This window comes from Methanothermobacter sp. KEPCO-1, assembly GCF_008033705.1.
Classification (GTDB): Archaea; Methanobacteriota; Methanobacteria; order Methanobacteriales; family Methanothermobacteraceae; genus Methanothermobacter; species Methanothermobacter marburgensis.
This window is the reverse complement of record NZ_CP042937.1, coordinates 1,244,479-1,257,795: the sequence shown is the minus strand read 5'-3', so window position 1 is coordinate 1,257,795 and position 13,317 is coordinate 1,244,479. Positions and strand designations below refer to the sequence as shown.

Below are 13,317 nucleotides of genomic sequence, written 5' to 3'. Positions count from 1 at the left end.
CTTAAAATTAGAACTTGTTCTTGAGTCCCTTAATGGAGTTGGTGACGTTCTGAACATCAGAGTTCATTGCAGTCTGAGATGAGCTCACATAGTTGCGGTACCACACCACCGCAAAGGTCACAATGACTATTATACCTCCAAATACAAGTATCAGCTCGGCTGACCCCTGACCTGAATCATCAGCAATTAAACCCCCTGACAAAACCTTAACCTCCTATGGTGCCATGCTTCCAACAAGGCTCAATCCAAATTTGCCTATAACATAGAATATTGCGTAGGCCACGATTGAAAGTGGCACAGAGAACTTAACACCCTTCCTTGCACTCCCATACATTATGATTCCAATGAGGAGCCCTGCAATTATGGAGTGTATTATGATGTAACCTGCAGCGGCGATCTTGGCGGCACCAAGGATAGGGTTGGGTTTCCCCACAGACTCCATGAATCCTGAGTAGACCATTATCATACCAAGGGCGAATGGTGCCGCGATTATGGCGGCGACAATAAGGAACATCACCGACATCATAACATTGGCCTTCCTCTCCCTCTTGAGTGCCAGGACCGCCCTGAGATCCTCTGCAACTGTCTCAATTACATCCGATAGGCTTCCTCCTGCCCTTCTACCCTCAAGGATCATCCTGAATGTCCTGTCAAGGTTCTGGGATTTGAGCCTTTCGCTCATGGAGAGGATGGCGTCATCGAATGTCCGCCCAATTTTTATTTCAATAACCGCCCTCTTGAGTTCATCGTAGAGTGGCCCCTCCCCCTGTTTGGATACGTCCTCCAGGGCAGATTCAAGGCCCACCCCTGCCCTCAGCAGTGATGCTATCTGACGTAGAAAGTCAGGAGTTGACTGCTCAATGGCATCAACACGCCGCTCCATCATGACAAAGATGTATGCCCCAAGGAGGATGGATGGCATGAAAAATCCAACAATGACTGCAAGGATAACATTCAAACCTGCTACTGCGGCTACAACTGATCCAAGAACAGCAAAGAGTGCCCCTGCAAGAAATGCGAGGGTTATTATCTCAGATGCCTTCACATAAAGGCCAGTCCTTATGAGCGTTTCCTGCACCCTGAGGAGCAGTTTATCAGGTAATATGCTCTCCAGGGCCTCGCTCACAGGTTTCAATGCTGCCGGTAATACTGCCATCTGCACACCACTTGAAGTCTTGCTGTTACTAATTATTTACGGGCTATTATTTATACTATATTCATGACGACCCACTTTTTAATTCAGTTATGTTCATGAACACCTACCTCAGGTGATCAGGTAGGCTGTTCATAACACCACCACCCACCACGAACATATCCTCCACCCTCACACCAAATTCTCCTGGAAGATATATCCCTGGTTCAATGGTGAGGACCATTCCCCTGGTGAGAACCGTTTTATCGTCGGCTGAAAGTGAGGGCCTCTCATGGACCTCAAGTCCAACACCATGGCCACTTGAGTGTATAAATTTATCAGCGTATCCATATTCCTCTATAACCCCCCTAACTGCACTGTCGACTTCACATGCCCTCACGCCAGGTTTAGCCACCTTCAAACCCTCCCTTTTGGCTTCAATTACCACTTCAAGGATCTCATGTTCCCGTTCACTCTCCACCAGTGTCCTTGTGGTGTCAGAGTGGTAGCCGCTGTGAACAGCGCCCCAGTCAACCAGTAAAGGGGAGCCTAAATCGTTAGATGTGGGTACCGCATGGGGTATGCTTGACCTTGAGGCCGATGTTACGATGGTGTCGAATGAGACTCCCTCTGAACCTCCAAGACGCATAAGGTAGTCCAGTCTGGCGGCCACCTCAGATTCACTGCCGCTGAATTCAATTTTCTTAAATGATTCCTCGGCAATTTTAAGGGCTGCCTTTATCCTTCTTATCTCCTCCCGGTCCTTAACCATCCTGAGATCTGCGATGGGATCCATCACCTGAAAGTCCCTCCCGAGACCTATTCTCTCAATGAGGCCCACCGGCATTGAGGGTTCAACCGCGACGGCCCTTAGTTCAACCATATCAGAGACATCAGATACCTTCTTAAAGACCTCAACACGAACCTCGCGCCCTGCTGCTGACTCAAGGTCCATCTCATTTACAAAGAGGACCGGTTCATCACTCAGGAACAGAAAGGCAGTGACCGTTGGCATGAACCCTGTGAGATAATATATATTCTCCCTTTTTGTTATGAGTGCTACCTCAGCTTTACCAGAAATAGCTTCAAGTGCCCCTTCAATCCTTTCCAAGTACATCACCCAGTCTTTCCATAACAGCTCTTTTCATGACCAGTTCAAGTTCATCCATAACCCCATCGGGTGCCCTGGACTCAATGGGTAGCGGTATGTGACCAAAGTCAGGGTCCCTGAATACCTCACCCCCGAATTTCACGGGTCTGCTGTAGCGGGGGATGAAGTGCCAGTGAACCTCAGGGTCCGGGTTTTCAGACCTGAAAGCCGAATTTTTAAAGCAGCTCCAGTTGAAGAGGTCCGGTCCAAAAAGGTCGCCCACAGCGGATTCAAGCACCCTCACAACCACTGCAAAGTCAAGCCACTCATCATTGGTGACTTCAGAGAGGTTCCTGCATTTCCTCCGAAGTGCCACCACACAGGTTGCAAGGTAGCGCTGGCTCGGTGCAAGGTAAACAATCCATTTGTCTGTCCCGGCAATTTCACGGCCATAATAACCGTCAACCCCACAGTACTCACAGACCTGCACATGATCACCGCTAAAATCTATGGACAAGGTAATACTCAAGGTTTATATTAATCATTAAACCTAATTTATATGTATATGCAGCCCATGCCCAGTAACTGCACAGGTGGTTAAGATGGGGGAGCTTCGAAAATTTGTGACCGCTGAATTTGTTTTTGGAAACGGGGCCAGGTTCCTGGCAGGAAGATACGCCTCAAACCTCGGGGCCAGAAGGGTCCTCCTTGTAACAGACCATGGTATAATGAAAACCGGTCTCGTGGATGACGTTACACGTAGCCTCAGTGATGGGGGCCTTGATTATGTCATATTCAATGATGTAACACCAAACCCCCGTGACCACGAGGTCATGGAGGGTGCTGAGGTCTTTGATGCAGAGGAGTGCAACATGATCGTTGCACTGGGCGGCGGAAGCCCCATTGACTGTGCAAAGGCCATGGGCGCTGTTGTATCCAACAGAATGGATGTGCTGGAGTTTGAGGGTGTTGACCGCATCCCCATACTCTCGGTTCCCATAATATGCATCCCGACAACCGCCGGTACAGGTGCAGATGTATCCCAGTTTGCGATAATCATGGACACCCATAGAAGGGTTAAGATGGCCATCATAAGCAAGACAATGGTGCCTGACGCATCCCTAATAGACCCTGAAACCACCCTCACCATGGATAGGGAGCTAACAGCTGCAACAGGTATGGATGCCCTGGCACATGCCATTGAGGCATACGTATCCAATGCAAGCTTCCACCTGACCGACCTCAACGCCCTCGACTCAATAGGCATCATAAACCAGGCCCTCCCCCGGGCCGTGCTTGAACCAGATAACATGGATTACCGTGAGGATATGATGCTTGCAAGCCTCGAGGCAGGCCTTGCATTCTCCAACGCCAGCCTTGGACTTGTGCATGCCATGGCCCACAGCCTCGGTGGGATGCTGGACATACCCCATGGTGAGGCAAATGCCCTCCTCCTTGAATACGTTATTGAATTCAACTTCAAAGCCGCGAGGGAGAGGTACCTCAAGATCGCAGGGGCCATGGGACTCAGTGGTTCGGGGCTGGAGGAACTCAAGGAACACATAAGGGAATTTCGGGAGACCCTGGGAATGGATATGACACTTGGGGACCTTGGTGTTGATGAGGAGGACATACCCTCCCTTGCAGAGACCTCAATGAGGGATCCCTGCATAGTTACAAACCCGGTCCGGCCAGAAAAGACGGATGTTGAGGAGATATTCAGGAGGGCCCTCCATGGGGCCTGAGGGTGGTGAAATGTCTGATAGGGACTGGGAAACCCTCAGGGAGAAGATAATAGGGTTCGGTGAAAAATCCATAAGGAAGAGTTACTATCCCCGTCTTCAGGAATCACTCGCCGAACTCAGAAGGTTCAGGAAACTCCTTGACTGTACAGACGACGCCATATTCCTGGTTAAAACACCTGGAGGCGAACTTACAGACGCCAACCGCTCAGCCTGCACAAGACTGGGGTATTCAACCCGTGATATACCCGGGCACAGCATCTATGATCTTCTGCCTGAGGACATGCATTCCCGCTTCAAAGGGATCCTTGAGGGCAACGATGAGAGGATAACAATGGAGGGGCACCTTATAAAAAGAAACCGTGAAATGATACCTGTTGAAATAAAGGTAGATATGGTTGATTTTGATGGTGAAAGGTACGCGGTCCTGGTGGCCAGGGATATAACCGAGAGGCTGAAAATGGAGGCGGAACTCAGGAGGTCCCTGAGGGAAAAGGAGGTCCTTCTCAGTGAGATACACCACAGGGTCAAGAACAACCTCCAGATAATTTCAAGCCTTCTGAGCCTTCAGAGCCACACTATCAAGGACCCCACTTGCAGGGATCTCCTTGAGGAAAGCCAGGACAGGATAAGGTCCATGGGCCTCATACATGAGCAGCTATACCGTTCAGGTGATTTCAGCTCCATCGACTTTGGAGTGTACGCCTCCCGACTCCTCAAGAACCTCCAGAGGTCATATTCCCATGGAAAGGATATAGAATTCTCGCTTGAAGCCGGTGATATAAAGGTGAGCCTTGAGACCTCAATTCCCCTGGGCCTCATACTGAGTGAACTTGTAACCAATGCACTCAAACACGCCTTCAGAGGAAGGGATAGAGGCAAAATCACAGTGAGGTTTAAAAGGAGGGACTCTGCCTGTATTCTTGAGGTGAAAGACGACGGTGTGGGGTTCAATGAGGAGGATCTCAGAAATAGCAAGTCCCTTGGCTTCAAACTTGTTGAGATCCTCACAGAACAGCTTGACGGAACCCTCACCTTTTCAGGGGAGGACGGCGGATTTTTCCGGATAGAATTCAGGGAACCCCCCTATACCGACAGAATGTCAGTGGATTCTGATAAATAATTCTCTAAAAAGATCATTTTAATTTTTTCAGCCAGTAACATCGACGGATTGCTCTTAAATCTTCCATTTAATAGAAAGCCACTTTCAATCCAGCAATGGAAAGCATTATAAGACGTGTCCCATGTTAATATAAACATGGTCAGATTCAGTAAGGGAGAGGTAAGGGATATCCTGATCTCAATGGTTGTGATCGCCGGAGTATTTGCCTATGTGTTCTCAGGTAGAAACCTGCAGGTCGCGCTGATTCTGCTTCCGGCAACCCTCGTTACTGTGGGGCTTGGATTTGTCCTCCATGAGATCGCCCATAAGTTAATGGCAATAAGGTATGGATTCTGGGCCGAATACAGGCTTTGGCTCGAGGGCCTCGTACTGGCGCTTGTAACCTCCTACTTTGGATTCGTATTCGCAGCCCCTGGGGCCGTTTACATTCATGGAAACTACATTGAGAGGGAGGTTAACGGGAAGATATCCATTGCAGGACCCCTCACCAACATAATGCTGGCTCTAATATTTCTCATGGCCTCATCTGTACTCCCATCTCCACTTCGCGATGTTGCTGTACTTGGATACGCCGTTAACAGCTTCCTTGCCCTATTTAACCTCATACCCATCGCCGTACTTGATGGTGCCAAGGTCTTCAGATGGAACCCCCTCATATGGCTCATTGCAGCCGCATCGGCATTTGCACTCACATTCAACAGCATGTTCTAAGTGATCGAGATGTTCCGGGATATTCCTGTTAAGTATGTTGGATGCACCCACCGGGCCATGAAGCCCTCAGAGACACTCAGGGCCTTCAGGGAAAAACTCAGGGTCATAGGTGTCACAAGGATAACCGAAATAACGCACCTCGACCGTATAGGCATACCGGTATTCTCAGCCATAAGGCCGACAGCGGAGGAGGGTGCTGTTAGCATATACGCAGGTAAGGGCGCCACCAGGAAACAGGCAAGGGCCTCTGCAATGATGGAGGCCTTTGAAAGGTACTCTGCCGAGAGAAGTCCCCTGGACGAAACACTGAGGGCACATCCATCGGAGATGGATAAACGCCTGGACCCTGAAGCACTTATTCTTCCACCAAACGCTGATACAGACTCTGAAGTTGAGTGGATAATTGCAGAGGATATAAAAAGCCAGGACAAGATTCACGTACCTGCAAATGCGGTTTTTCACCCTTACAATCCCCCTGAGGGATGTGTGAGTCTCTTCAGGTCCAACACCAACGGCCTTGCATCCGGGAACGTCCTGGAGGAGGCCATATTCCACGGCCTCATGGAGGTGATAGAGAGGGACGCCTGGAGCCTATTTGAGGCGAGAAGGGGTCCCCGAATAGAAATTGATTGTTCGGGGACAGATAACAGGATAATAACGTGTCTTTTTGAAAGGTTCCAGAGGGCAGGTGTTGAGATAACACTGGTGGACCTCACCGCCGACACTGGCGTTGCAACGGTTGCTGCGGTTGCCGATGATGTTGTGCTCAGGGACCCTGCACTCCTCACCATGGGTGTGGGGACCCACCTTGACCCTGAAATTGCAGTTATAAGGGCCCTCACAGAGGTTGCCCAGAGCCGGGCCACCCAGATACACGGTACAAGGGAGGACACCGTAAGGGCGGAGTTCATGAGGAGGGCCGGCTATGAGAGAATGAAAAGGCTAAACAGGCACTGGTTCTCTGAGCCCGATGATACCATTGCACTTGAGGATATGGAGGACCTCTCAACAAGGTCATTCCAGAGGGACCTTGAGATTACCCTGGGTAAACTGGAGAGGGCGGGGCTAAAGCAGACACTCTACGTGGATCTAACCCGTGATGTTGGTGTTCCCGTTGTAAGGGTCATTGTACCTGGACTTGAGGTTTTCTCTGTTGACCCTGAAAGGGTGGGGGGACGCATAAGGTCCTCCAGGTGAATATCATAAGTTCACACAGATGAAATAATATCATAAGTTCACACAGATGAAATGATTAAGTGACCCGATGCACTAGATAATCCATATGCACAGCAGAAAGATCATAATATTTACAGGACCATCACTTTCCCACAGTGATGCATCATATATCCTAAGGGCAGATTACAGACCCCCTGTGAGGAGGGGGGATGTCCTTGAAGCTCTCTCTGAGAGGCCAGACATAATAGGGATAATTGACGGTGTATTCCATCAGAGTCCGGCAGTGGGGCACCGTGAAATCATTGAGGCCCTCAGGATGGGCGTTACCGTTGTTGGGGGGGCAAGTATGGGGGCGCTAAGGGCTTCTGAACTCCATGATCTGGGGATGGTGGGAGTCGGCCGTATATTCAGGGCCTACCTGAATGGTGATCTGGAATCTGATGATGACGTTGCAGTTGCCTTCAACCCTGAAACCCTTGAGGCCCTCTCTGATTCCCTTGTGAGCATTCATTTTAACTTTAAAAGGGCCCTTGAAAGGGGCATCATAAATGAAGATGACTTCAGAGAACTCATGAAAATCGCTAAGAACCTATTTTATCCCCTCAGGAACTACCAGAGAATTCTGCATGACGCAGAAATACCTGAAAACAGAAAGACATCCCTCATGTCATTCCTTGAATCTGAAGGAAGGGATATAAAAAGGGAGGATGCAATTGAGGTCATAAAATACATTAAGGGACTGGTAAGCTCTGATGATCAGAATAATGGATGTGAAACTCATGGATCTTGAATCAAAGATAAAAAAGGTGAAGGATGCGGTTAAGGGCCGAAGGGTTGCTGTCGGATTCTCAGGTGGGGCTGATAGCACAGCCCTTCTTGATATTGCAGGGGATTCCGCTGATGCGGTTGCTGCATTCACAGTTGACACAGGTGTTATGCCCCGTGGCTTCATAGAAAATGCCTCATCAATTGCCAGATCCCTTGGGGTGGAGCACTTTATAATAAACAGGCCACTCCTTGAAAACCAGGAGTTTGTGAGTAACACCCCCCAGAGGTGCCTTGTATGCAAGAACATCATATACAGTTCAATACTCTCTGAGGCCAGAAAAAGGGGTTTTGAGGCTGTCCTGGATGGCACAACCGCAAGCGACATGTTCGAGGACCGGCCTGGAACCCTGGTTAACCATCTACTGGGTATAGAGACCCCTCTACTTGATGCGGGGATTACAAGGAGTGACGTCCTCGAATATCTCAAAAAGAGGAACCTTGAATACTCAGAGAACACCACATGCCTTGCAACAAGGATAAAGGATCAGGAGATAACGCCTGAACGGATAAACAGGGTCTCATATGCTGAAACCCTCGTCAGGGGACTTTACGGTGAGGGCACCGTGAGGGTCAGGCATGAGGGGGACTCTGCGATAATAGAGGTTGATGAACCTGAGAGGCTTCTCAATGCAGCAAATCTGAGGCATATAGAGAATGAGTTGATGGCCGTCGGGTTTAAGAGGGTGCTCCTGGACCTCACAGGCTACAGGGAAGGTGAGGATGACATTGTACTCTACAGGCCCTGCAGGGATGCTGAATCAAGGATAATGTTCGAGGTTAAGCTTCCCTACCAGATCGATATAAAAGAAACCTGTGAAAAGCTGGAGGAGAGGAAGCCCCGATGCTCAGAGAAGATGGGTGTTGTCATGGTTGAGGTGGGTGAAAGTAACGTGACCATCTTCAGGAACGGGAAGATAGTGGCAAGAAGAGTAGTGGACAGGGAAGACGCAGAGGAGGTGCTCCTTGAGGTGCTGCCACACATCATAAGGGAGCATGAGGACATGGAGTCACAGAACCACTCCCCATCAGAAACATAAGGGTCCAGACATAAGTCATCCAATATCCTGTGAATATGTGGCTGACCAGATCAGAAACATGATAGTCCAGTCATGAGGCAATGTGGGGCCCATTATAGGTGCATTGGATTTCCTGTCACAGGACCCTCTGGACATTCTCATCAACCTTTCTTCTGAAGGCAGTGATCTTCTGAAGGAGACCCCTTGAATCATCACCCCTTAAAACAAGTCCAGAGGGGGTGCTGAACTCAATCCCATCGGCACTTATCCCATTGAAAATTATCTCAACCTCACTGGAGTCATCAGGAAGGTCATTGGTCCTCACTGTGTAATCAAGCAGTAGCTCATCATGGGGGAGTACCTCAGAAACGGCCCTCTTCAGTGTCATCTCAAGTACATCCAGCAGCGTCTCAATAACCGGCAGATCATACCACCAGCAGTAGCCAAGTAGCATCTTAATCTCGATATCCCTTATTGAGACCTCACCATGATTCTTAGCCGCCACCCTCAGAGAGCCCTTTGAGGCCTTCAGGTTTATTCTCTGGTCACTCATTTGAATCAATCAGAGCATTTATAAGGTCATTGGCCCTTGCAAGCCCTGTGAGGTTTCCCTCATAATCTATGATGGGTATCTGTTCAATGTTCCTCCTCTTCATCTTCCTTGCGCAGGAGGTGACCGTGGTTGAGGTGGTTGCGGTGACTATGTCTGTGGTTGCAACGTCCCTGACCTCCTTGTCAGGGAATTTGAGCTGGTTTTTTATAACGTAGAGTACGTTTTTGCTGTCCCAGGACCACCTGTCACCCTCTGTACCCACGGATGTATTATGAACCGTGCTTTCAGAGACAACCTCACTCTCATTTATGAAGTCGGTCTCTGTGAGGACCCCTGAGAGTTCACCGCTGTTGTTGAGGGTCAGGAGCACCTTCAGTCCGAAGTACCTCATTATCTCAAATGCTACGCTGAGGGGTGTTCTATCCCATGTTGTGGGGATGTTCCTTGTCATGTAATTCTCCACTGGTTCATCGATTTCCATCTCTGCAATTGCACCTGCAACTAGGTCATAGCTTGTCACTATACCCACAAGCCTGTCCTGGTCCACAACAGGGACTCTCCGGATGTTTCTCTCAAGCATCCTCTCTGCAGCCACCCTGACATCGTCGTCCGGGGCGACTGTGACTGGATTCCTCGTCATTATCAGCGCTATCTGCTCCTCATCCGGATTCTCAACAAGGTCTGATCTTGTTATTATCCCCACAAGTTCCTCTGTTCCCTTCTTAACAACTGGAAGCCCCGATACATTCTCCTTCCTCATGAGTTCAAGGGCTGTTGCCCTGTTTCCTGGAACAGTTACATAGTGTATTTTCTCTGACATTATCTCCTTTACAAGCATGACCAACACCAGAAGAGAGTCGGTTAAAAAAAATGGTTTTCAGTGAACAACAAGGACCGGGCAGCCTGCGGACCTTACCACCTTTTCTGCCACGCTGCCCAGCAGGAACCTGTCAAGGCCGTGTTTGCCTGAGGTTCCCATGACCACGAGATCCACGCCCTCCTTCTCCACTGTCCTTAGTATGGCCTCTGCAGGTGAACCCTCATCGGTCCTGAGTGTCAGTTTAACACCTGCCCCTGATTCCTCAACAAGCTTCTTAACGGCTTCAAGGGACCTTGATGCCTCCTCCTCGAGCATTTCCCTCAGCCTTATTATAAGGTCGTCTGCCGGGAGACCCACAAGGGATGATGTCTCCATAACTGTTAAAGCAATTATCTCGGCTCCACTTTCCCTTGCAATCCATATAGCATGTTCAGCTGCCTTGTTGGCATGTTTTGAGCCGTCGGTTGGGAGCAGGATTTTACTGTACATAGCCTCACCTCTTAACTAGTTTACCTTTTATTATTAAGTATATTATATTTTTCGATTCAGTACGGTTTATGATGGAGAGGTAGGGGTCAGTGGATAGTTTCTCGGTGATCATAAGGTCCGCCGGGAATCCCTCCTCAATAACACTTCCACCAGTTATCTCCGATGCGTTAACGGTTGTCATCCCCAGCACCTCAACTGGTGGGAAGTACTCACCTGTAGATCCCCTTGTAACCTTCAGGGTGTACTCCATCTCCCTGAGGAGATCCGGCGAGTTGAACATGACGTTGTCTGTGCCGAGAAGGAGATTTATGCCCATCTCATGCATCCTCTTAACTGGGGGTATACCTGCTGAGAGCGCCCCGTTGGATCTGGGGCACAGCACAACCGAGGCCCCGCTTTCCCTTACAATTTCAAGGTCATCCTTGACCGGGTTTGTGAGGTGCACCAGAAGCTTAAATCCGGCGTCCAGAGCCCTTTCAACCTCAGTCCTACCTGTCTCCTCAAGTGACCTCCTCTGGGATTCTGGGTGCTCTGCAACGTGAATCGATGCAACCTTACCCATCCTTTCACATTCATCAACGATTATGCGGGCTGCCTCATCGGTTATCTCGCCCATGCCGCTTGGTGCAAAACCATCAGATACTTGCAAGATCCTCCTCACAGCACGCCTGACCTCAGCATTCGATGCTTCAGGGTCAAAAACCGCAGGGTCCCTACCAAGTATCATTCCCTTCAGTGGGAGATCTGCCATTACTTCAGTGAGGAGTTCAATACCGCTAAAACCACCCTCCCTGTAATCGATGAAGAATCCCGTACCATGAGCCATCATGTCAGCCATTGCATCCTTCATGGATACCTTAAGTTTCCAGCGTGGGGATGATTCAAGTATCTGGTGTTTCAGACCATTGGGGGGCCTCACTATATCCTCAAGTGGCCTTCCATCCCCCACGTCCATTGCAACTGAGTCTCCAAGGTGCACGTGGGAGTTCACAAGGGCTGGGGCAACCATGAGGCCCGACGCATCAATCCTGTTGCTTCCCGGGATCCTATCAGGGGTTATCTCGGCTATGATGTCATCCTCAATGAGAATATTTGTCCTCTCAGGTCTCAGACTGGCACCGCGGAGGACAGTCCCGTTTTCAACAACAAGCATATTTAATTAATTGGTTTTTGCCCTATTTTATTTTTTGTGAGTTCAGGAGAAGAATAAAAAATGAAAGTTGAATTCAGACATCTACTGTGAGTTCATGGAGAAAGAATGAATAATAGTTGTTCAGAATTTCCTGATGTTGTTTGTTTCTGATTTCTCAGAGACCTTGTTGTAGTAGTCGACCTTAACCGTTCCCCGTGAGTACCTGTAGTAGGTCTTTAGTGTGACCGTCGCGCCCGGGTTCAGTGCGCCTGTGTACACCTGTTTATAGTTCTTTGTTGAATAGCTGCCATACCACACCCTTGTGTAGAAGTTTCTGGCTGCAACTGTCCCCTGGTTCTTAACGTATATGTAGAGTGTGCTTCCAGATTTTCTTGTTCCTGTGACCACAAGGTCGGGTTTTGGGTTTCCAACTGTGATTGTCTTCTTCTTAACTGAGATTAAGCCGTTGCTATCTGTCGCGGTCAGTGAAACTGTGTAGTAGCCATCCCTTGCATAGGTGTGGGTGACCTCTTCACATGCTGCTGTTGAGCCGTCACCGAAGTTCCATTTGAGTGTTATTGTGTCGTTATCAGGGTCATATGCAGTTGACCTGAAGGTGAATGCCCTGAGTGATGTTGAACCGCAGTAGGTGTATGTGAAGTCTGCCACAGGTTTGCTTCCTGTGAAGTTGGGTTTGACCTTGGTTCTGTACCATTCCTCTGCGGCGGCATCATCATAGGGTGTTGTATTACTGGCCCCCGGGAAGGTGCCGTTCCAGTCCCCAACAAAGGCCGCATATCCATGGTCGTTGCGCCAGATGGTTGTGCCATTGTAAACTGTACTCTTATTTATAACCTCAAAGTTCTTCTGGTTGGCCTCATAGAAGTTCTTGGAGCCGTTCAGGAAGTCGTATATTATCTCTGCACCATCCCATGCTGTGGCATAGTAGTTGGCGCCTGAACCTGTGAACATCCTTGAGAAGTGGTAGATGGTCTCTATGGGGTTCTTAACCTCATAATCCTCAACCCATCCGGTTGAGAAGCATGCGTGTAGTAATATTACGGGTATTCCTTCCTTGAAGGGCAGGTAAAAGGTCTGTCCATTGACCTGCACCATATCCCCTGCACCCCATATGTAGCCGTCACTTGCAACCAGTGAGAATGGTGGGCTGGCATATCCCCCACGGCAGTCATAGTTCCCTGACATGTATCCTCCGTGGCCCGCGTATATCACAGCATCTGCACCGTACATGCCCTTGAGTATGTTCTTAACGGTTGCATTTCCCTTGTAGAGTTCAACTACTTGGTAGCCCCTGTTCTTGAGGGTTGTTGCAACCTTCTTTGCCTCATCATACATGCAGCTGCTATCTGAGAGGCTGTCTGCAACTATGAGTATGTGGGCCTCTGATAGGGGTAATGCAGTGAGTGATAATATTATGAATGCAGCGAGCATGAGTTTTCCATATCTCATGTCCTTCACCGCTACATTCTATAATATCACAATAG

Annotated in this window: 15 protein-coding genes; 6 read left to right on the top strand and 9 right to left on the bottom strand. The window is 49.1% G+C overall.

The genetic code is table 11. The features are described from left to right. Window positions 1-7 precede the first annotated feature (7 nt). From FVF72_RS06700 to FVF72_RS06685, 4 genes are all read right to left on the bottom strand, one after another. Entirely contained in the window at window positions 8-202 is a 195-nt protein-coding gene (locus FVF72_RS06700; RefSeq protein WP_147671624.1) for a class III signal peptide-containing protein, read from the bottom strand. A 12-nt stretch (window positions 203-214) separates the two neighbouring features. Further along, window positions 215-1,156: a type II secretion system F family protein gene (locus FVF72_RS06695; RefSeq protein ID WP_013296164.1), complete on the bottom strand. Its 942-nt coding sequence runs from the start codon at window positions 1,154-1,156 to the stop codon at window positions 215-217. 103 nt (window positions 1,157-1,259) lie between these two features. Continuing rightward, window positions 1,260-2,249, bottom strand: a complete 990-nt coding sequence (locus tag FVF72_RS06690; protein WP_048901224.1) for a Xaa-Pro peptidase family protein — start codon at window positions 2,247-2,249, stop codon at window positions 1,260-1,262. Further along, complete coding sequence (locus FVF72_RS06685; RefSeq protein WP_013296166.1) at window positions 2,230-2,712, bottom strand: HIT family protein; 483 nt, start codon at window positions 2,710-2,712, stop codon at window positions 2,230-2,232. The genes FVF72_RS06690 and FVF72_RS06685 overlap by 20 nt, the downstream gene beginning before the upstream one ends. Before the next feature lie 112 nt (window positions 2,713-2,824). Here FVF72_RS06685 and ercA point away from each other — a divergent pair, with 112 nt between their 5' ends. From ercA to larE, 6 genes are all read left to right on the top strand, one after another. Then, entirely contained in the window at window positions 2,825-3,967 is a 1,143-nt protein-coding gene (ercA, locus tag FVF72_RS06680) for an alcohol dehydrogenase-like regulatory protein ErcA (RefSeq protein WP_013296167.1), read from the top strand. A gap of 10 nt (window positions 3,968-3,977) precedes the next feature. Further along, window positions 3,978-5,087 carry a sensor histidine kinase gene (locus FVF72_RS06675; RefSeq protein WP_255503672.1) on the top strand — a complete coding sequence of 370 codons (1,110 nt, stop codon included), beginning with the start codon at window positions 3,978-3,980 and terminating at the stop codon, window positions 5,085-5,087. Window positions 5,088-5,222: 135 nt separating this feature from the next. Further along, window positions 5,223-5,798, top strand: a complete 576-nt coding sequence (locus FVF72_RS06670) for a site-2 protease family protein (protein WP_147671621.1) — start codon at window positions 5,223-5,225, stop codon at window positions 5,796-5,798. A 9-nt stretch (window positions 5,799-5,807) separates the two neighbouring features. Then, complete coding sequence (locus FVF72_RS06665) at window positions 5,808-6,995, top strand: YcaO-related McrA-glycine thioamidation protein (protein WP_147671619.1); 1,188 nt, start codon at window positions 5,808-5,810, stop codon at window positions 6,993-6,995. Window positions 6,996-7,080: 85 nt separating this feature from the next. Continuing rightward, entirely contained in the window at window positions 7,081-7,764 is a 684-nt protein-coding gene (locus tag FVF72_RS06660; protein ID WP_147671617.1) for a TfuA-related McrA-glycine thioamidation protein, read from the top strand. Then, entirely contained in the window at window positions 7,727-8,839 is a 1,113-nt protein-coding gene (gene larE / locus FVF72_RS06655; protein ID WP_255503670.1) for an ATP-dependent sacrificial sulfur transferase LarE, read from the top strand. Before FVF72_RS06660 ends, larE begins: the two co-directional genes overlap by 38 nt. A gap of 115 nt (window positions 8,840-8,954) precedes the next feature. Here larE and FVF72_RS06650 read toward each other — a convergent pair whose 3' ends face one another. The 5 genes from FVF72_RS06650 to FVF72_RS06630 all read right to left on the bottom strand — a co-directional run bounded on the left by FVF72_RS06650 (window position 8,955) and on the right by FVF72_RS06630 (window position 13,282). Further along, a complete protein-coding gene (locus FVF72_RS06650) occupies window positions 8,955-9,371 on the bottom strand; it encodes a hypothetical protein (RefSeq protein WP_255503669.1) in 417 nt (138 codons plus the stop codon). Further along, on the bottom strand, window positions 9,364-10,209 hold the full coding sequence (locus tag FVF72_RS06645; RefSeq protein WP_147671615.1) for a CBS domain-containing protein: 846 nt from the start codon (window positions 10,207-10,209) through the stop codon (window positions 9,364-9,366). Before FVF72_RS06645 ends, FVF72_RS06650 begins: the two co-directional genes overlap by 8 nt. A gap of 39 nt (window positions 10,210-10,248) precedes the next feature. Further along, window positions 10,249-10,680 (bottom strand): universal stress protein, encoded by a 432-nt coding sequence (locus tag FVF72_RS06640; protein WP_013296175.1) that lies wholly within the window; start codon window positions 10,678-10,680, stop codon window positions 10,249-10,251. Window positions 10,681-10,684: 4 nt separating this feature from the next. Next, a complete protein-coding gene (locus tag FVF72_RS06635; RefSeq protein WP_147671613.1) occupies window positions 10,685-11,833 on the bottom strand; it encodes an amidohydrolase family protein in 1,149 nt (382 codons plus the stop codon). A 120-nt stretch (window positions 11,834-11,953) separates the two neighbouring features. Next, on the bottom strand, window positions 11,954-13,282 hold the full coding sequence (locus tag FVF72_RS06630; RefSeq protein WP_147671611.1) for a PKD domain-containing protein: 1,329 nt from the start codon (window positions 13,280-13,282) through the stop codon (window positions 11,954-11,956). Window positions 13,283-13,317 lie beyond the last annotated feature (35 nt).

Excerpts from the sequence above, each read along its gene's own strand:
- FVF72_RS06695 (WP_013296164.1), bottom strand. The coding sequence starts at position 1,156 with ATGGCAGTATTACCGGCAGCATTGAAACCTGTGAGCGAGGCCCTGGAG.
- FVF72_RS06690 (WP_048901224.1), bottom strand. The coding sequence starts at position 2,249 with ATGTACTTGGAAAGGATTGAAGGGGCACTTGAAGCTATTTCTGGTAAA.
- ercA (WP_013296167.1), top strand. The coding sequence starts at position 2,825 with ATGGGGGAGCTTCGAAAATTTGTGACCGCTGAATTTGTTTTTGGAAAC.
- FVF72_RS06675 (WP_255503672.1), top strand. The coding sequence starts at position 3,978 with ATGTCTGATAGGGACTGGGAAACCCTCAGGGAGAAGATAATAGGGTTC.
- FVF72_RS06670 (WP_147671621.1), top strand. The coding sequence starts at position 5,223 with ATGGTCAGATTCAGTAAGGGAGAGGTAAGGGATATCCTGATCTCAATG.
- FVF72_RS06665 (WP_147671619.1), top strand. The coding sequence starts at position 5,808 with ATGTTCCGGGATATTCCTGTTAAGTATGTTGGATGCACCCACCGGGCC.
- FVF72_RS06660 (WP_147671617.1), top strand. The coding sequence starts at position 7,081 with ATGCACAGCAGAAAGATCATAATATTTACAGGACCATCACTTTCCCAC.
- larE (WP_255503670.1), top strand. The coding sequence starts at position 7,727 with ATGATCAGAATAATGGATGTGAAACTCATGGATCTTGAATCAAAGATA.
- FVF72_RS06650 (WP_255503669.1), bottom strand. The coding sequence starts at position 9,371 with ATGAGTGACCAGAGAATAAACCTGAAGGCCTCAAAGGGCTCTCTGAGG.
- FVF72_RS06645 (WP_147671615.1), bottom strand. The coding sequence starts at position 10,209 with ATGCTTGTAAAGGAGATAATGTCAGAGAAAATACACTATGTAACTGTT.
- FVF72_RS06640 (WP_013296175.1), bottom strand. The coding sequence starts at position 10,680 with ATGTACAGTAAAATCCTGCTCCCAACCGACGGCTCAAAACATGCCAAC.
- FVF72_RS06635 (WP_147671613.1), bottom strand. The coding sequence starts at position 11,833 with ATGCTTGTTGTTGAAAACGGGACTGTCCTCCGCGGTGCCAGTCTGAGA.
- FVF72_RS06630 (WP_147671611.1), bottom strand. The coding sequence starts at position 13,282 with ATGAGATATGGAAAACTCATGCTCGCTGCATTCATAATATTATCACTC.